Source organism: Photorhabdus sp. P32, from assembly GCF_038085095.1.
In the GTDB taxonomy this organism is placed as follows: Bacteria; Pseudomonadota; Gammaproteobacteria; order Enterobacterales; family Enterobacteriaceae; genus Photorhabdus; species Photorhabdus luminescens.
Genome location: NZ_JAZGJN010000290.1, coordinates 33,038 through 50,862, shown reverse-complemented (window position 1 = coordinate 50,862; position 17,825 = coordinate 33,038). Strand labels below are relative to the sequence as shown.

Here is a 17,825-nt window from a genome sequence, read left to right as displayed (position 1 = left end):
TAATCAATTAAAGCAATGAAATCATCCAATATTAAGAAGAAACAAGAGTGATTGACTTTATGAAAAATAAAGTTTCTGTATGTACTCATGTCGAGATTGACAATGCTGTGAAAGGGGCCGCTATCCGCGTACAACGAATGAATCGGCTATTTTTAAGCACAGATGGAGTTAATGAGGGACAACAAAATGCGGGAAAAATACCTTATTTGCGTTCAGATTATTTGTGGCGAATTTAAGGTTCAGGTATACTGCTTTCCCGTCCTGGTTATATCCATCATCTTTAAACCTAAACTTTCAGGTTCAGCATGAAAACTAATTATATTTTTGTGACCGGCGGGGTCGTATCCTCTCTGGGTAAAGGCATTGCCGCAGCCTCTTTGGCGGCTATACTCGAAGCCCGTGGACTCAATGTCACTATTATGAAACTGGACCCGTACATCAATGTCGATCCAGGTACGATGAGCCCAATTCAACACGGGGAGGTTTTCGTTACCGAAGACGGTGCTGAAACTGATCTCGATTTAGGTCACTATGAGCGTTTCATCCGTACTAAAATGACTCGCCGCAATAACTTTACGACGGGGCGGGTTTATTCCGAAGTTCTGCGCAAAGAGCGCCGTGGCGACTATTTGGGGGCGACCGTTCAAGTTATTCCTCACATCACCAATGAAATTAAAGATCGCATCATCAGCGGTGGTGAAGGTCATGATGTGGTGCTGGTGGAAGTTGGCGGTACTGTCGGTGATATCGAATCGTTGCCATTCCTTGAAGCTATTCGTCAAATGGCGGTAGAAGTTGGCCGTGAACACACGTTATATTTGCACCTGACGCTGGTGCCTTATCTGGCAGCGGCTGGCGAAGTCAAAACTAAACCGACTCAGCACTCGGTAAAAGAACTGCTTTCTATCGGTATTCAACCGGATATTCTGATTTGTCGTTCAGATCGCGTCATCCCTGCTAACGAACGTGCAAAAATTGCTCTTTTCTGTAATGTGCCGGAAAAAGCGGTTATCTCCCTAAAAGACGTTGATTCCATTTATAAAATCCCAGGGCTATTGAAATCTCAAGGCTTAGATGATTATATTTGTAAACGATTCAGCCTTGATTGTCCGGAAGCAAACTTGTCCGAATGGGAGCAGGTTATTTACGAAGAAGCTAATCCTTCCGGTGAAATCACGATTGGGATGGTGGGTAAATATGTTGAACTGCCTGATGCGTACAAGTCCGTGATTGAAGCATTGAAACACGGCGGATTGAAAAATCGTCTGACGGTGAATATCAAACTGATTGATTCCCAGGATGTTGAAACTCGTGGTGTTGAATTATTGAAGGGACTGGATGCGATTCTGGTTCCTGGTGGTTTCGGTGGTCGTGGTGTGGAAGGCAAAATCACGACAGCCCGTTATGCGCGTGAGAACAAAATTCCTTATCTGGGGATCTGTCTCGGCATGCAGGTAGCATTGATTGAGTTTTCTCGTCATGTTGCGGGCTTGGAAAAAGCCAGCTCAACAGAATTTGAACCTGATTGCCGGTTCCCGGTTGTTGGTCTGATCACCGAATGGCGTGATGAAGACGGTAATTTAGAAGTGCGTAGCGAAGAGAGCGATCTTGGTGGAACGATGCGTGTAGGTGGTCAGCCATGCCACCTGACAAAAGATAGCTTGGTGCGCGCCTTGTATGGGGCGGATACGATTGTTGAGCGTCATCGTCATCGTTATGAAGTGAATAATTTACTGTTGAAACGTATTGAAAATGCTGGTCTGCGGGTAGCGGGTCGTTCAGTAGACCATAAATTAGTAGAAATTATTGAGATCCCAGACCATCCTTGGTTCGTGGCTTGTCAGTTCCACCCAGAATTTACTTCCACTCCTCGTGATGGTCATCCATTGTTTACTGGTTTTGTTAAAGCTGCCGGTAAATATCAGAAAGGCCAGCTCAAATAAGATGTGCAGTGAGTGACGGTATGAAGTATCCCGTCGCTTACCTGAAATGTAACTTGTACTGAGGAAAACCTAATGTCCAAAATCGTTAAAGTGATCGGTCGTGAAATCATTGACTCCCGTGGTAACCCAACCGTAGAGGCAGAAGTGCATCTGGAAGGGGGATTTGTGGGTTTAGCGGCTGCGCCCTCTGGCGCATCTACCGGTTCTCGCGAAGCGTTGGAACTGCGTGACGGTGACAAATCCCGTTTTATGGGTAAAGGTGTATTGAAAGCTGTTGATGCAGTAAATGGCCCGATTGCACAGGCAGTTATCGGTCAGGATGCTAAAGATCAGGCTAACATCGACAGAATCATGATCGACCTGGATGGTACTGAAAATAAATCCCAATTCGGTGCTAACGCGATTCTGGCGGTTTCTCTGGCTAACGCTAAAGCAGCAGCAGCAGCGAAAGGCATGCCGTTGTACGAGCACATTGCTGAATTGAATGGCACTCCGGGTAAATTCTCTATGCCGTTGCCGATGATGAACATCATCAATGGCGGCGAGCATGCGGATAACAACGTTGATATTCAGGAGTTTATGATTCAGCCGGTTGGTGCAAAAACGCTGAAAGAGGCGGTTCGTATTGGCTCTGAAGTTTTCCATAGCTTGGCTAAGGTTCTGAAAGCGAAAGGCATGAGCACTGCGGTTGGTGACGAAGGGGGCTATGCGCCTAACTTGGAATCTAACGCGGCTGCACTGGCTGCTATCAAAGAAGCGATAGAACAAGCCGGTTATGTTTTGGGCAAAGATGTCACTTTGGCTATGGATTGTGCCGCTTCTGAATTCTACAACTCAGAAACGGGTAACTACGAGCTGAAAGGCGAAGGTAAAACTTTCACCTCTCAAGAGTTCACTCACTACCTGGAAGATTTGACCAGAAAGTACCCGATTGTTTCTATCGAAGATGGATTGAATGAATCTGACTGGGAAGGTTTTGCTTACCAGACAAAAGTATTGGGCGAGAAAATCCAATTGGTTGGAGACGACCTGTTTGTTACCAATACTAAGATTCTGAAAGAAGGTATTGAGAAAGGCATTGCTAACTCCATTCTGATTAAATTCAACCAGATTGGTTCTCTGACGGAAACACTGGCCGCGATTAAAATGGCAAAAGACGCAGGTTACACGGCGGTAATCTCTCATCGTTCTGGTGAAACTGAAGATGCGACTATTGCTGATCTGGCCGTAGGTACTGCCGCAGGTCAAATCAAAACCGGTTCTATGAGCCGTTCTGATCGCGTTGCTAAATATAACCAGTTGATCCGTATTGAAGAAGCTTTGGGTAACCGCGCTCCTTTCTATGGCCTGAAAGAAGTAAAAGGTCAGTCTTAATAGGTAATTAATTAAGTATTAGAATTAAACAGGAGGGGTAAAACCCTCCTCAGATAATTGGCTACCAAGTCATATTTATAATCTTTTGACGTGTGGCTACAAAAAGGCTACGGTGTTCTAATCAAACACACAGGGGAGCATTTACTATGACTGATACTGTTGTCAGAGCCAGGGTGTCACCAGCCTGCAAAGCGGCGGCAATGGCAAATGCCAAAGCACTTGGGCTCGATTTATCTACCGTTATACGTATGGTTATTAATCGATTAGCCGCAGAAGGTCGGCTACCGGATGGGTTGCTGCAACCGAATAGCGAGACGTTACAGGCAATTCATGATCTAGAGAACGGGATAGGTGTTCACCGTGCCAACACGCTTGATGAATTAAAAAGTGATTTAGGCTGGTAACAGTGTTGATTTTCGTTTATCAGAGCCGATTTAAAAGGGATGCCAAAAAGTACGTCAACAATAAAAAAGCGCAAGAAATCATTATGAAAACCCTTGCGCTTTTGCAAACCGGCCAGCCATTACCACCGAAGTATAAAGAACACCGCCTGAATGGTAACTATATTGGTTATTTGGAGTGTCATGGAGCACCGGATTTACTACTGATTTATCGACGTACGGACACTGAATTGATCTTGTATCGAGTTGGTAGCCATGCTGATTTATTCGGATAGTAAGAGGATAACTGATGGATTTTTAAATATGTTTGTTGAGCGGAGAGCTAGCTGTGATTCGAAGAGAAAAAATTAAGTTGAGCTGTGTGTAATAGGTTGATGTTTGAGCATGACAAACCTGAAATAATTTTATTCTTCCAAATGAAAGGCTAAAACCCTCCTTCATAAGGGTAATAGCCTGATAACTTCTACAACGTCAATTTTTGAGTTTTCCTGAGGCCGTCGGTCGGTGCAGCCATGTTTTCACATATGAAACTTTTCGCCGATGGCTTAATAGCGAGAATCCCCCCTTTAATGTTGCTGAGAAGATTTACCTTGATATAACGGATTTTAGTTAGCTGTCTCAACAACAGTTCGGACATATCCATACTTGGCAACTAGAGCCTTGTATTGGTGTGACAGAATTACCCGGTAAGCTGAGAGCTAAATGATGTCCGATGGCCGGGCTCAGAGCCTCGGCTGCAAGGTCAAAAAGAAAAAATGTTTAAACAAGACGAAGATCTATTTTTTGATAAAAAAGATACGCTAACCTTTATCCAACTTCTTTTATGGGAATTATACCCTTGCCTAATATCAGACATACTTGTTTTATAACCGAGATCGCAAGAGAAAACGGTATTCAGCGTACGTGAAATTATAAAGATCTCCTTATCTTCCATACGTTATATCAATCACTCTTTAAGAACTCCCTTTGCTCCAAAAATTAATGGATGCTTCGGGCATCCTTATACATACGATCCATCATGGAAAAGGATATTGATGAAAATGAATCAGCGAGAAACTAACGTAAGCATACTGGCAGGGAATTCTCGAGTTTATCTTAATAAGGATAGTGAGATAGTTGTCGAGGCTCAGTTGAAAGCCTTTGAGGCTGCTTTGATGTTTGCCAAGCGAAGCCAAGATGAATGTGGTCAATTACCGAGGATATCCGTGGCATTCGATCATCATGGGATATTCCGCCTCCAGTTCCTGATAGAGAACCTCACCAATTCTCAAAAACGGAACCCCCGTTTGAGTCATCTCCACGCCTCGATCAGGAATATCTTCTCGCCCGTAACAGAAAAATATCAGATTCCGCTCAGCGAAATACGTGTTATTCACGAAGATTCAGCCAGGCAGCACCTTGTCCACATCTTAGACTCTGGAGAAATACCCGAAATCATCACACGGAGGATGGTGTCCAAAAACCTCGCTGACGGCAAACCGCTGACATCAGATGCTTCTTACGAAGAGCCGACTCAGAAACTCACCTGTGCGGCAATTACGAAGGAATATTTTGAGAAAGCCGCAGGTGATCACAAAGGTTCAGACGCTATTCTGGAGGTGTTCTTTGAGGATTGCGCTTGGTCGAGAGCTTTGGCATATGTGCGTGGGCTACAACTCAGCCATATGCTCGGTGTTTCAACTGCCATTCGTCTTAATCTGGTTAATGAAGAAGGGGAGGTGAGTAAAGGCGATGTAGTTACTGCCTAGCAGATAATAGTCAAGATAATAAAAAAATAATTTCATCTTTGTTTGTTAAGGGGGAAAATTATGTACAACTTAACTCGGCCGATATATTTGGATAACAATGCTACAACGCCATTAGATCCCGATGTGCTTCAAACTATGATGCCCTATTTTACCTGCGCTTATGGAAATGCTGCCAGTAATAACCATGTATTTGGGTGGAAAGCGATGGAAGCTGTTGATAATGCAAGAAAAATGATATCAACATCGATAAATGCGATGAGTCATTCCGATATTATATTCACGTCTGGCTCCACCGAGTCGAACAATCTTGCAATCATGGGCCTTCAACGTCGGGGCAAAAAAGGGCATGTCATCACATCGACAATTGAGCATAAGGCGGTTCTTGATTGTTGTAGTAGGCTCGAATCAATGGGAACCGAGGTAACCTATTTACCGCCGCAAAGCGACGGCATCGTATCCCCAGACTTAATATCTCGAGCAATAAGAGATGATACCTATCTCGTTTCGATTATGGCCGCTAACAACGAGATTGGTTCAATACAAAAAATTGAAGAGATAGGCGCGATCTGTAAAGAACGTGATATTCCTTTTCATACAGATGCCACGCAAGCGCTCGGCAAAATAAAATTTGATGTACAACGCATGAATATAAGCCTTGCCTCATTTTCAGCGCACAAAATATATGGACCAAAGGGAATCGGCGCACTTTATATTGATTCACGCAATAAGAATATAACACTTGCTCCTCTTATTGTTGGAGGGGGACATGAGCGAGGCTTACGCTCTGGAACTCTTAACGTCCCGGGGATAGTAGGCTTCGGGCGTGCCGTCGAACTGTCTGTTAAAAACTTGCCTGATGAGTCGATGAGGTTACGTTATTTACGGGATTTGCTTCGATTGTATATTATCGAGAATGTAGCTGATGTTCGGATAAACGGCCATCTTACCGAATGCCTTCCCGGTCTGTTAAATGTCTCCTTTAACGGTTTGGATGCTGACTCGCTTTTGCTGGAGCTTTCCGAGGTTGCGTTGTCTTCTGGGTCTGCATGCACATCCGCTAACAGAGCTCCGTCACATGTACTGAAGGCAATAGGGCTCAGTGATGCTCAGGCTCAAGCCAGTGTGCGCTTCGGACTGGGCAGATTTAATAATGAGGACGAGATACGGTATGTTTGTCTCCGTCTACAAAAAGCGGTGAATAAACTGAGGTCGATGGCGCCAAAGCCATTCGGCGTCTTGTAATAATTAAGATGGAGTTTGACTCATGCGAACAATGTCGGCACTTTTTCTCCTGTTCGGAACCCTATTCACTGCGGGGGGATATGGCGCCACCTTTCTTATTTCCGCGTATTTTCGGTCACAAGGGGGGAGTGACATTGATACTGGGACGACCCTTAGCGTGGCCTTGGTCGGTACCCTGATTGGCGTTCCTTTGGTGGGATGGTTTGCCGGGCAACTGGAAGCGTCAAGCCTTGCAGCCCTCGCGGCATTGGCGATGTCTTGTGGTTATCTTCTTTTAGGCGGTTTCAGCGGTGAACTGAGTTACATCCCGCGTATCGCGGCATTCTTGATTGGACTCGGTTGGGGAATGTTCTACATCAGTGGGCCTATGGCATTGTCGGAGCGTGTCACTGATGCTGACAGGGGGCACTGGTTTACTCGTTTCAGCGCGTTTCAAATGGCTGGGATTTGCGGCAGTCCCATCCTCCTCGCCGCCGCGGTTGAACAGGCAGGAGTACCCATCCGCATAACATTTCTCTTTGTTGGTGTTATTGGCATCTTCGCCTCACTACTTCTGGCGACCTTTGGGATCAAGGAACCGCATGGTCAACGGGAGTTATCACTGAGACCTTGGGTGAAAAAGATAACCAAGATTGCTGCCAGTAGTGCGATCCGTCCCATTGTGATGGTGGGCTTGGGAGGCTGTGTATTCTCCGGAATGATGTCGTTTCAGAGTTCGCTGGTTGAAGGGACTCGAGCAAATGCAAGTACATTCTTTGCTGTACATGCAGCGACCGTGGTTGTAGCGCGGCTTTTGTTGGCCCGTCATTTATCGACGATGCCCCGTATCCCGTTAGTTACCGCGTTGATGTTATTCTTAATCATGGGTATTCTGGCCCTGTTAGGCATACCCGTTAATCCTATGTTCCAGATTGCGGCGGCCATGTTAACGGGGATAGGGTATGGATTGGTGTATCCCGTTATTCAAACATGGGCAGTAAACGACTCTGCGCTTGAGAATCGTCATGCTGCCCTCACCTGGTTTGTTGTCGCCTACTTTGTGGGGATATTTGGATTTCCAGCGCTAGGCGGATGGATATTAGTTGGCGCCGGTAAGACCTTGTTTATCCTAACTCTAGCTGCAATAGCTGCTCTTGAACTTGTGGTGGCGTTGTTGGGAGGGCGGTGGTTTTATCGTATTAAGGACAGGTTGACGGCACAGAATGAAGCACGTTAACTGTCATTCAGCCAGTCGATAATTATCGACTGGCTGATTTGCTGTTGCGTAAGCAATTTTTCGATGACTATTAAAGTATTTAATTGGCGTCATTCCTCGTAATTGAAGCGCTTTTTTAGGACATTCGCTAATGTATTTAATGCGGCTTCCAACATTTCCCAAAACAACTAAACTTTTTAAATATTCTAGTATCCAGAAAAGAACATTGCTTAACAATTAAAGCTCATTTATGACTCTTTAATCGTTAGGCATGACATGTTCCTATTCGGAGAATATTTGGCTGTACTTAACGAGGGTTTACGTCTTAGTGCAGCTATTTTTAAATATTCCGCACCAGTGCGGACTCAGGGAAAAGCTGTAACAATATAAAAATATTAATTTGAAGAGAGTATGAATATAGCACCTTGAATAACCAAGCTGAAAGGAGAGGAAGGAATGATTGTAAAAAACGACTGGCACCCAGCGGATATTATTGCCGGACTTAAAAAACGGGGAACGTCGTTATCTGCTATTTCAAGAGGTGCGGGGCTTGCATCATCCACTTTATCAAATGCTTTGCACCGTCCGTGGCCTAAGGGTGAACAACTTATTGCTACTGCTTTAGATTGTGAGCCTTTCGAAATATGGCCAAGCAGATATTCTAAATAAATTAAAATAGACTTCTCGAAAAAAATTCAATGAGAAGAGATTAAATACCTGAAGCTTTTCTTGTGTTTTTTGGAAAGCTTTAGGTATGATCGTTGAATTAAAGTAACGTTATTAATACTTTGCTTTGATGTTTGTCATAATTAATTTTTCCGTATCAACTGTTTAACTTGTTGTATTATTTATGGAGCTCCTTCATATATTTTATGATTTCATGGATGTTTTATATTGAATATATCTAATCCATGAGTATTCAACCGATAATTAAAGTATGTCGAAGATCGGGGTTCGGAATGAGAAAATTTGATATACGGAGTGATGAGAGTCAAAATGCCTTACTTGTTAAGGTACGAAAATCGATTACAGAAGCGTAGAGGATCTTCTACGTGTCGGGTTCTGTTAGGCAGAACCCGCGAGATGCTGTGCATTGTTATGCCAGAGGTATATAGGGATTAGGGTTAATAAATCGGGTAGGCGCATAATTATCGTATCCCTTACCCCTGCAATATTCTTTTAACTGGCTTAATGAATTTATCCCTATTTTCTGGTAAATGACATGTAGCCTGCTCTGTACAGTTCTATATGTGATACCTAATTTTCTAGCTATGTCTTTGGCGCTTAGCGATTGCAGAGCAAAAAATACTATATCGAACTCTCTATCAGTAAATAAATCAGTTGGTGTGCCAAAAGTTAATGAGTCAGGATGAATGTTGTTTTCAAAATGATACATGGAATAAATTTCAATTTTTTTGCCATGTGCTACAATTCCAAGGCATTTTCCGTCTTTCATTAGCGGTGTAACATTGACCAGAAATGGTTGGGTTATTTTTTCTCTCCCACCATAAGTTAAAGTGTTTAATACCGGAATGGTTTTTTGACTAATCCTTACGTTTTTTTCATTAGCTTGTATAATATCTTCAAATTCAGCCCACGGTGCTGGACATTCACCATCAAGCCGCCCTTCTATATTAAAACCCTTAGGAAGGCCGCTGTAATAAATCATAATATCATTTGCATAGACGAATCGAGATTCGTTGTCTTTTATAGCCCAAAAATCGTTGCTATTTTCCATGTATGATACGAAAGCATCAAAGTTTTCTGAATGAATATCCAGATCTTTATTTACAGAGAAATTCATACTTTTATCTTTCATAATTTCACCTATCATAATTGAACAGTAAAACTGTGATATCTTTCATGTGAAGTATCTCACAAAACCGCCCTTCACGCTGTTAAGCGGGTTTTGGTCGGATCATTAAGGTTCTGTTAGACAGAACCCTAATTGCATAGTGACGACAGCAATGTTGTGCATTATTATGCCAGAGGTATATAGGGATTAAGGTTAATAAATCGGGTAGGCGCATAGTTATTATATCTTTTATCTCTGCAATATTCTTTTAACTGGCTTAATGAGTTTATCCCTATTTTCTGATAAATGATATGTAGCCTGCTTTGTACCGTTCTATATGTGATACCTAATTTTCTCGCTATATCTTTAGCACTTAATGATTGCAACGCGAAAAATACTATATCGAACTCTCTATCTGTAAAAATCTCAGTTGGGTTGCCAAATGATAATGATTCAGGAGGTTTATTAGTTTCTATATGATACATTGAAAAAACTTCTAGCTTTCTAGCTCTGCCTACTACGCCAATCGACTCTCCGTTTTTCATTAAAGGCGTGACATCCGCCATAAATGGTTGAATAATTTTATCCCTGCCGCCATACATAAATGTAATTAAAGTAGGAATGACTTTTTTTTCCTCCATCACTCTGCGGTCATTAGATTGAATGATATCAGCAACCTCAGACCAATAAACCGGACACTCACTATCCAGTTTACCTTCAACATTAAACCCTTTGGGTAATCCGCTATGATGAATTCCATAATCATTCATATAGATAAATCTCGATTCTTTATCTTTTATATACCAGAACTCATTACAATTCTCCATGTATGATATGAAGGCATCAAAGCTTTTTGAATAAACATCCAGATCTTTGTTTACAGAGAAACTCATCGTGTTATCTTTCATAATTTCACCTATCATAATTGAACTGTAAAACTGTAAAACTGTAAAACTGTAAAACTGTAAAACTGTAAAACTGTAAAACTGTAAAACTGTAAAACTGTAAAACTGTAAAACTGTAAAACTGTAATAACCTCCATGTGAAGCTCATCGTTATGCCAGAGTTATATAGGGATTAGGATTAATAAATTGGGTCGGGGCGTAGTTATCATACCCTTTACCCCTGCAATATTCTTTTAACTGGCTTAATGAATTTATCCCTATTTTCTGATAAATGATATGTAGCCTGCTTTGTACCGTTCTATATGAAATACCTAATTTTCTCGCTATATCTTTAGCGTTTAGCGATTGCAAAGCAAAAAATACTATATCGAACTCTCTGTCGGTAAATAAATCAGTTGGTTTGCCAAAAGTTAATGACTCTGGATGAATGTTGTTTTCAAAATGATACATGGAATAAATTTGAAGTTTTTTACCGTGCGACACAATCCCAATGCATTTTCCATCCTTCATTAGAGGAGTAACATTGACCAGAAATGGTTGGATTATTTTTTCTCTTCCGACATAAGTGAAGGTGTGTAGTACCCGAATGGTCTTTTGACTCGTCATGACATTGTTATCATTAGCTTGTATAATATCTGCAAACTCGGACCACGGTGCCGGACACTCACCATCAAGCCTGCCTTCTATATTAAAACCTTTAGGAAGACCGCTGTAATAAATCATAGTATCATTGGCATAGATGAATCGAGATTCGTTGTCTTTTATAACCCAAACATCGTTGCTGTTTTCCATATATGATATGAAAGCATCAAAACTTTTCGAATTAACATCCAGATCTTTGTTTATAGAGAAACTCATCGTGTTATCTTTCATAATTTCACCCATTACGATTGAACTGTAAAACCGTGATAACGTCCATGTGAGGTATCTCACAAAACTGCTTTTCGCGTTGTTAAGCGAGTTTTGGTCGGAATATAAGGCTCTGTTAGACAGAGCCCTAATGGCATAGTGACGACACATTGTTATGCCAGAGGTATATAGGGATTAGGGTTAATAAATCGGGTAGGAGCATAGTTATTATATCCCTTACCCCGGCAATATTCTTTTAACTGGCTTAATGAATTTATCCCTATTTTCTGGTAAATGACATGTAGCCTGCTCTGTACAGTTCTATATGTGATACCTAATTTTCTAGCTATGTCTTTGGCGCTTAGCGATTGCAACGCAAAAAATACTATATCGAACTCTCTGTCGGTAAATAAATCAGTTGGTGTGCCAAAAGTTAATGACTCTGGATGAATGTTGTTTTCAAAATGATACATGGAATAAATTTCAAGTTTTTTACCGTGCCCCACAATCCCAATGCATTTTCCATCCTTCATTAGCGGTGTAATGTCAACTAGAAACGGCTGGATTATTTTTTCTTTCCCGCCATAAGTGAAGGTATTTAATACCGGAATGGTTTTTTGACTTGTCCTTACGTTTTTATCATTAGCTTGTATAATATCCTCAAACTCAGACCACGGTGCTGGACACTCACCATCAAGCCTCCCTTCTATATTAAAACCTTTAGGAAGACCGCTGTAATAAATCATAGTATCATTGGCATAGACGAATCGAGATTCGTTGTCTTTTATAACCCAAAAATCATTGCTATTTTCCATATATGATATGAAAGCATCAAAACTTTTTGAATGAACATCCAGATCTTTATTTACAGAGAAACTCATCGTGTTATCTTTCATAATTTCACCCATTATGATTGAACTGTAAAACCGCGATAACCTCCATGTTAGGTATCCCACAAAACTGCTTTTCGCGTTGTTAAGCGAGTTTTGGTTGGAGCATAAGGTTCTGTTAGGCAGAACCTTAATGGCATAGTGACGACAGAAATGTTGTGCATTGTTATGCCAGAGGTATATAGGGATTAGGGTTAATAAATCGGGTAGGCGCATAATTATCGTACCCCTTACCCCGGCAATATTCTTTTAACTGGGTTAATGAATTTATCCCTATTTTTTGGTAAATGATATGCAGCCTGCTTTGTACCGTTCTATATGTGATACCTAATTTTTTAGCTATATCTTTAGCGCTTAGCGATTGCAAAGCAAAAAATACTATATCGAACTCTCTGTCGGTAAATAAATCAGTTGGTTTGCCAAAAGTTAATGAATCAGGATGTCTGTTGTTTTCAAAGTGGTACATGGAATAAATTTCAAGTTTTCTACCGTGTCCCACAACCCCAATGCATTTTCCATCCTTCATTAGCGGTGTAAGCTCGGCTAAAAATGGCTGGATCATTTTCTCTCTCCCGCCATAGATGAAAGTGTTTAGTACTGGAATGGTCTTTTGACTCATCATTACGTTTCTATCATTGGCTTGTATAATATCTGCAAACTCAGCCCACGGTGCTGGACATTCACTATCAAGTCTGCCTTCTATGTTAAAACCTTTAGGAAGGTCGCTGTAATAAAGAGCAACATCATTCGCATAGACGAATCGAGATTCGTTGTCTTTTATAATCCAAAGATCATTGCTGTTCTCCATGTATGATATGAAGGCATCAAAGCTTTTTGAATGAACATCCAGATCTTTATTTACAGAGAAACTCATCGTGTTATCTTTCATAATTTCATCCATCATGATTAAACTGTAAAAATTTCCATATAAAGCTATCACTTTTACGACATAATGGATAATTATATTTATGAGTTTTGGGGCACCTATTTGGTGCGGATAATTCTACAAAGGGTGAATATCTTCAATATGCCAATATTTTATATTGTGTAAAATTTTCCTTGTTGATTATGTTATTAATGAAATATTTCAATATGAAATACGCTGGATGGAATTTGAGAGAATTTACGCCGTAGGACCTGACTCGTTCAGGTTAGATCATGTGAACTATCGTTTTTCGTGCTATCTGAAAGTAAATGACTATATAAACTTTTACTTATTCAAGTAATAAAGCTTTCCCCTCATAAAGTTATCAGTGAAAGATGAGAAAAAATTGGTTTGTCGGTAGTTCGGGAAGGAGAGAATTCATCTATTTTTTATGTCCGAAAACTTACATAAAACGTAGCGCTTTTCTATACCTATAAAGATGTAATAATGTGATATAACAACGAAAATTTGTATAAAATACCGTCTGTTATGATTTAATTGGCTAGTTCTCGCGCTTTAGATCCCAAAATTCAAAAAACAACATTTGCTTCTTGGAGAAGACTCCTTATATTCACACGCCTTGTATTTTTTAACAATTGTAGCAATGGTGGATCAGATATCACCGGCGCTAATGGAGTCACCATGGATGCTTCTGAATCTTTAACACCAGCCATGAAGCTAAATTTTTCTAATAAAAAAGGCTTAATTATTCTGGTTGCTGATGTTGTATTACTATTTATTTTACTTAATACATTACCGTTTGGTGAAAAGGCTAATGCGGGTTTAGCCCTAATGGTATTTGTTGGTGTGCTGTGGCTTACCGAAGCTATCCACGTCACAATTACTGCATTATGTATTCCAATGCTGGCAGTTGGTATGGGATTGATGAATACGGGAGACGCGCTGAAATCTTTTGCTAATCCCATCATCTTCCTGTTTTTTGGTGGTTTTGCTCTGGCAACCGCACTTCATATCCAAGGACTGGACAGACTGATTGCTAACCGTCTGCTGATGATTGCCCGTGGACGTTTGTCTGTAGCGGTGGTGTTGTTGTTTGGTGTGACGGCTGGCCTTTCCATGTGGATAAGTAACACTGCGACTGCCGCGATGATGTTGCCATTAGTATTGGGTATTTTGTCCAATTTGGATGTGCGTTCTGAGCGTCATACGTTTGTATTTGTGCTGCTGGGGGTGGCTTATAGTGCAAGTATCGGTGGCTTAGGTACTTTGGTGGGAAGCCCGCCAAACGCGATTGCAGCGGCTCAACTGGGTATTGATTTCTTCAATTGGATGAAATTTGGTATTCCTCTGGTTGTTATTTTGATGCCAATGATGATGGGTGTTATGTATCTGATGCTGCGCCCGAATTTGAATCATAAATTCGACATGAAGCTGGAAAAACAGGATTGGACTGGCAAACGTCTGATGACCATGCTGATCTTCCTATTAACTGTATTTTGCTGGATCTTTAGTTCGGTTATCAGTTCTGCCTTAGGGGGTGTGAAAGATCTGGATACCATTATTGCTATCGGTGCTGCCATTTTGATTGGTATAACGGGGGTGGCGAGTTGGTCCCAGATTCAAAATAATACCGAGTGGGGTGTGTTGATACTGTTTGGCGGTGGTTTGACTTTAAGCGCTATTTTGAAAAACTCAGGCGCTAGTGAAATCATGGCGAATGGTATGGCTGCTACTTTTGGCGCAAGCCACTGGTTTGTGATTATTGTTGCGGTCGCGGCATTTATTATCTTCCTGACTGAATTTACCAGTAATACAGCTAGCGCAGCTTTGCTAGTACCAATATTCGCAACCGTTGCGGAAGCATTGGGTATGCCGGTAATGACGCTGACGCTAATTATCGGTTTCGGGGCATCCTGTGCCTTTATGTTGCCGGTTGCCACACCGCCTAATGCAATTGTTTTCAGTTCCGGTCATATTAAACAGACAGAAATGGTCAGAGTGGGTATGGTGCTGAATATTGCCTGTATTGCGATCATCTCTCTATTTGCTTGGTTATTCTGGTTGTAACTGAAAATTTACTCATATCCCTCTGGATATAATAACTATTCAATATCCCCATCAAATATATGGTGGGGAAATAAAGCCAGAGGGCGAAGATTCATAGAGAAAGATTTGCCGAACGCGTCAGCCAAAAATCTAATATTGTCAATTTATTAAATCTGTCAGTATCCTATCCCGGCTAAAGCTGGACCGAATGCAACACCAAAAATCATTCCGAATATAACGACACCTATCGCTCCGGCTTGAAGATTATAGGAATTCATCAGCTATCAAGGCAAATACTGTTGGAATGATTACCGCTGATGCTATACCCATGTTTTTTCACAGATGAGGTCTGCTGACAAAACGGGTATTTCACGTCAACTTTGATCATCAAGAATTCTCTAATAAATGACAGAATTTTATATGATGATCACCGCATTGAATACATGACCAAAATAATAATAACAATAAATTCAAATAATTATATCAAATAAACCTATTGGAAAGCATACCAAGCTTAATACAATTTTTATCACAAAAAATAACAAATAATTTACAATTTTTTCAATGGGTTATATTTTTAGTTGTGATGGAATTCACAAATATATTAACTATTATATAGCTGAAATAATAAAAACTGTTAGTATTACAACGCTGGATTAAATTTTAACCCGGTGTATTTGTTAAAAAAAATCTTAGATGAGGATAAAGTGAATATGATAACTGTACAAGCATTTAGACCACTAACTAATGATGAAGCGTTGAATTATGATAATGGTTTGATTTTTTCATCCAAATATTATATGTGATAGTTGGTATTATAAATATTTAGCAAGGTTCTTACTTAAATCCACGGAATTAGCAGAATTAAGTGATTCGGTTCTATCTATAAATACAAAGCCGGATATGGTTATATATCTTGATGTTCCTCCAGGCATTGCTGAAAAAAGGAAAAAAATATTAAAGCCTAGTGAATCTGGAAAGTTAGAGATAAATGAAAAATATGATTTTATAGAGTATCAAAAACACGTTTTTAATCAATACCAGACATTTTATGATGACACTTGGAAGATTATTGATACTGACACTTTAACTAAAGATGCAGTCATTAAATTAACAGTGGATATTATTCAGGGGGAAATACTAAGAAAGATGCAATTACTGTAAGTACTATATTTATTAAGTCTATTTTAGTTGGAGAAAAATAATGGATAAAGAATTTCGCAAATTAATATTAGCCTCATCAGGAAATTCTTTCACCTTGTATTTGGAGATGATAATATCATTCACACTAATCACATATCATTGGAATGGTGGAGCGATATACTCATCTTTATATACAATTTCATATGCTGCATCGTTACTATTTTTAACGCCCTATGTTTCGTCATTTGTAGATGAAAATATAAAACCAAAAAAATGTATTATTATCATTTCGTTACTTTGCGGTGTTATTACCACATTTCAATACAACATTGATGACATTAATATATATATTCTTTATTCTTTTATTAAAAACATCCTTCGTTTATTTCTAGGACCTTCTAATTTTATAATATTAAAAAACATATCAACCAACCAGTTTGAAAAGAAATTTAGTTATTGGCAGGTTTTATTTCAAATATACAAAATGGCGGCTCCATTATTTTTAGGTTTTATTCTTATCTATTACTCAATAAAACAGACTCTTATTTTAATATCAATGCTTTATTTTATTTCAGCAGTCTTATATATTTTTGTTTCAGAACCATTGATTAATGCTAACCGTAAGAAAAACAAGATATCACTCATTAATTACTTCAATATAATGAAAGATAATAAAATATTGTTTCCATTTGTTGTTATTTCTACTTTAACTTGTTTTGGCTATCTATCAGATAGCTTAATAGCTCTTAGCTTTATGGAACAGGGACTAAATGGAAGCCATTATAGTTTTGCTGTGTGCCTTTCAGGTGTTTCAGGTGTTTTAATTGGTTTAGTATTTGGAAAGTATAAGATTAACATATCTTTAAATATTATATTATTTTCATTCTTTTTGTGGGGAGTGGGGTATCTTTTAATAGGAGTAACAAATCAATTTAACGATTTATCTCCTGATAAAATTAATTTGTTTTTTATATTTTTAGCAATGATAATAATAGGAGTAGGATCGTCTATGAATAATATTATTGTTACCATTTATATGCAGAAATTTGCAACTAATGATAACTCGGCTAAAATATTTGGCTTAACGTCAATTTCTGTTGGTCTTTCCATGTTTATTGGCCCTTTGATAGGTTCCACAATATCCTATTTTTTTTCCATAAGCATCGTTTTTTTTACAACATTTATCGGTATTTTTTTAACCATAATTGTGGTTATTTTAATAAATCGTAAATCCACGTCATGATACGGTTTTATCCTTTTACTATCGTAGTAACCCAGTGAATAAAAAACACAATTTTAGAAAATTTAATTCCGGCAATAGCAATTATTATTAAATTCTTTCGAGTAAATATAGGTTCTCAAACTCCATTGACCTCTTCTTTTTCGGCAAGATTGTTTTTATGGCAGT

At 39.6% G+C, this 17,825-nt stretch carries 18 protein-coding genes; 12 read left to right on the top strand and 6 right to left on the bottom strand.

Annotated elements, in window-relative coordinates; translation table 11 throughout:
• Positions 1-59 precede the first annotated feature (59 nt).
• The 8 genes from V2H77_RS20220 (at position 60) to V2H77_RS20180 (ending at position 7,924) form a co-directional block, all read left to right on the top strand.
• Complete coding sequence (locus tag V2H77_RS20220; protein ID WP_341500247.1) at positions 60-236, top strand: hypothetical protein; 177 nt, start codon at positions 60-62, stop codon at positions 234-236.
• 69 nt (positions 237-305) lie between these two features.
• Positions 306-1,943, top strand: coding sequence for a glutamine hydrolyzing CTP synthase (gene pyrG / locus V2H77_RS20215; RefSeq protein WP_341500246.1), 1,638 nt, complete (start codon positions 306-308; stop codon positions 1,941-1,943).
• 72 nt (positions 1,944-2,015) lie between these two features.
• On the top strand, positions 2,016-3,317 hold the full coding sequence (eno, locus tag V2H77_RS20210) for a phosphopyruvate hydratase (protein ID WP_139654660.1): 1,302 nt from the start codon (positions 2,016-2,018) through the stop codon (positions 3,315-3,317).
• A gap of 146 nt (positions 3,318-3,463) precedes the next feature.
• A complete protein-coding gene (locus tag V2H77_RS20205; protein ID WP_049583252.1) occupies positions 3,464-3,721 on the top strand; it encodes a type II toxin-antitoxin system RelB/DinJ family antitoxin in 258 nt (85 codons plus the stop codon).
• A 2-nt stretch (positions 3,722-3,723) separates the two neighbouring features.
• The gene (locus V2H77_RS20200; RefSeq protein ID WP_112876846.1) at positions 3,724-3,993 is read left to right on the top strand and encodes a type II toxin-antitoxin system RelE/ParE family toxin; all 270 of its coding nucleotides are present in this window, start codon (positions 3,724-3,726) and stop codon (positions 3,991-3,993) included.
• Positions 3,994-4,758: 765 nt separating this feature from the next.
• Positions 4,759-5,466: a hypothetical protein gene (locus V2H77_RS20190; protein ID WP_265377915.1), complete on the top strand. Its 708-nt coding sequence runs from the start codon at positions 4,759-4,761 to the stop codon at positions 5,464-5,466.
• Positions 5,467-5,526: 60 nt separating this feature from the next.
• Positions 5,527-6,708 (top strand): cysteine desulfurase family protein, encoded by a 1,182-nt coding sequence (locus V2H77_RS20185; RefSeq protein ID WP_341500245.1) that lies wholly within the window; start codon positions 5,527-5,529, stop codon positions 6,706-6,708.
• Positions 6,709-6,730: 22 nt separating this feature from the next.
• Positions 6,731-7,924, top strand: a complete 1,194-nt coding sequence (locus V2H77_RS20180; protein WP_341500244.1) for an MFS transporter — start codon at positions 6,731-6,733, stop codon at positions 7,922-7,924.
• A 3-nt stretch (positions 7,925-7,927) separates the two neighbouring features.
• Here V2H77_RS20180 and V2H77_RS20175 read toward each other — a convergent pair whose 3' ends face one another.
• Positions 7,928-8,140 (bottom strand): hypothetical protein, encoded by a 213-nt coding sequence (locus V2H77_RS20175; RefSeq protein ID WP_341500243.1) that lies wholly within the window; start codon positions 8,138-8,140, stop codon positions 7,928-7,930.
• Positions 8,141-8,362: 222 nt separating this feature from the next.
• Here V2H77_RS20175 and V2H77_RS20170 point away from each other — a divergent pair, with 222 nt between their 5' ends.
• Positions 8,363-8,572: a helix-turn-helix domain-containing protein gene (locus V2H77_RS20170; RefSeq protein ID WP_036808528.1), complete on the top strand. Its 210-nt coding sequence runs from the start codon at positions 8,363-8,365 to the stop codon at positions 8,570-8,572.
• Positions 8,573-8,999: 427 nt separating this feature from the next.
• Here the strand turns inward: V2H77_RS20170 and V2H77_RS20165 are convergent, their stop codons facing one another.
• The 5 genes from V2H77_RS20165 to V2H77_RS20145 all read right to left on the bottom strand — a co-directional run bounded on the left by V2H77_RS20165 (position 9,000) and on the right by V2H77_RS20145 (position 13,231).
• Positions 9,000-9,722, bottom strand: coding sequence for a helix-turn-helix transcriptional regulator (locus V2H77_RS20165; protein WP_341500242.1), 723 nt, complete (start codon positions 9,720-9,722; stop codon positions 9,000-9,002).
• A 161-nt stretch (positions 9,723-9,883) separates the two neighbouring features.
• Complete coding sequence (locus V2H77_RS20160) at positions 9,884-10,606, bottom strand: helix-turn-helix transcriptional regulator (protein ID WP_341500241.1); 723 nt, start codon at positions 10,604-10,606, stop codon at positions 9,884-9,886.
• 147 nt (positions 10,607-10,753) lie between these two features.
• Positions 10,754-11,476 (bottom strand): helix-turn-helix transcriptional regulator, encoded by a 723-nt coding sequence (locus V2H77_RS20155; protein ID WP_341500240.1) that lies wholly within the window; start codon positions 11,474-11,476, stop codon positions 10,754-10,756.
• 149 nt (positions 11,477-11,625) lie between these two features.
• Positions 11,626-12,348, bottom strand: coding sequence for a helix-turn-helix transcriptional regulator (locus tag V2H77_RS20150; protein ID WP_341500239.1), 723 nt, complete (start codon positions 12,346-12,348; stop codon positions 11,626-11,628).
• 160 nt (positions 12,349-12,508) lie between these two features.
• Positions 12,509-13,231, bottom strand: coding sequence for a helix-turn-helix transcriptional regulator (locus V2H77_RS20145; protein ID WP_341500238.1), 723 nt, complete (start codon positions 13,229-13,231; stop codon positions 12,509-12,511).
• A gap of 678 nt (positions 13,232-13,909) precedes the next feature.
• Between V2H77_RS20145 and V2H77_RS20140 the strand changes: the two genes are divergently transcribed.
• The 3 genes from V2H77_RS20140 to V2H77_RS20130 all read left to right on the top strand — a co-directional run bounded on the left by V2H77_RS20140 (position 13,910) and on the right by V2H77_RS20130 (position 17,660).
• Positions 13,910-15,295, top strand: a complete 1,386-nt coding sequence (locus tag V2H77_RS20140) for an SLC13 family permease (protein ID WP_341500237.1) — start codon at positions 13,910-13,912, stop codon at positions 15,293-15,295.
• Positions 15,296-16,177: 882 nt separating this feature from the next.
• The gene (locus tag V2H77_RS20135; RefSeq protein WP_341500236.1) at positions 16,178-16,438 is read left to right on the top strand and encodes a hypothetical protein; all 261 of its coding nucleotides are present in this window, start codon (positions 16,178-16,180) and stop codon (positions 16,436-16,438) included.
• 40 nt (positions 16,439-16,478) lie between these two features.
• Positions 16,479-17,660 (top strand): MFS transporter, encoded by a 1,182-nt coding sequence (locus V2H77_RS20130; RefSeq protein WP_341500235.1) that lies wholly within the window; start codon positions 16,479-16,481, stop codon positions 17,658-17,660.
• Positions 17,661-17,825: the final 165 nt, after the last annotated feature.

Excerpts from the sequence above, each read along its gene's own strand:
- V2H77_RS20160 (WP_341500241.1), bottom strand. The coding sequence starts at position 10,606 with ATGAAAGATAACACGATGAGTTTCTCTGTAAACAAAGATCTGGATGTT.
- V2H77_RS20150 (WP_341500239.1), bottom strand. The coding sequence starts at position 12,348 with ATGAAAGATAACACGATGAGTTTCTCTGTAAATAAAGATCTGGATGTT.
- V2H77_RS20140 (WP_341500237.1), top strand. The coding sequence starts at position 13,910 with ATGGATGCTTCTGAATCTTTAACACCAGCCATGAAGCTAAATTTTTCT.
- V2H77_RS20205 (WP_049583252.1), top strand. The coding sequence starts at position 3,464 with ATGACTGATACTGTTGTCAGAGCCAGGGTGTCACCAGCCTGCAAAGCG.
- V2H77_RS20155 (WP_341500240.1), bottom strand. The coding sequence starts at position 11,476 with ATGAAAGATAACACGATGAGTTTCTCTATAAACAAAGATCTGGATGTT.
- V2H77_RS20180 (WP_341500244.1), top strand. The coding sequence starts at position 6,731 with ATGCGAACAATGTCGGCACTTTTTCTCCTGTTCGGAACCCTATTCACT.
- V2H77_RS20185 (WP_341500245.1), top strand. The coding sequence starts at position 5,527 with ATGTACAACTTAACTCGGCCGATATATTTGGATAACAATGCTACAACG.
- V2H77_RS20145 (WP_341500238.1), bottom strand. The coding sequence starts at position 13,231 with ATGAAAGATAACACGATGAGTTTCTCTGTAAATAAAGATCTGGATGTT.
- V2H77_RS20130 (WP_341500235.1), top strand. The coding sequence starts at position 16,479 with ATGGATAAAGAATTTCGCAAATTAATATTAGCCTCATCAGGAAATTCT.
- eno (WP_139654660.1), top strand. The coding sequence starts at position 2,016 with ATGTCCAAAATCGTTAAAGTGATCGGTCGTGAAATCATTGACTCCCGT.
- V2H77_RS20190 (WP_265377915.1), top strand. The coding sequence starts at position 4,759 with ATGAATCAGCGAGAAACTAACGTAAGCATACTGGCAGGGAATTCTCGA.
- V2H77_RS20135 (WP_341500236.1), top strand. The coding sequence starts at position 16,178 with ATGGTTATATATCTTGATGTTCCTCCAGGCATTGCTGAAAAAAGGAAA.
- V2H77_RS20165 (WP_341500242.1), bottom strand. The coding sequence starts at position 9,722 with ATGAAAGATAAAAGTATGAATTTCTCTGTAAATAAAGATCTGGATATT.
- pyrG (WP_341500246.1), top strand. The coding sequence starts at position 306 with ATGAAAACTAATTATATTTTTGTGACCGGCGGGGTCGTATCCTCTCTG.
- V2H77_RS20220 (WP_341500247.1), top strand. The coding sequence starts at position 60 with ATGAAAAATAAAGTTTCTGTATGTACTCATGTCGAGATTGACAATGCT.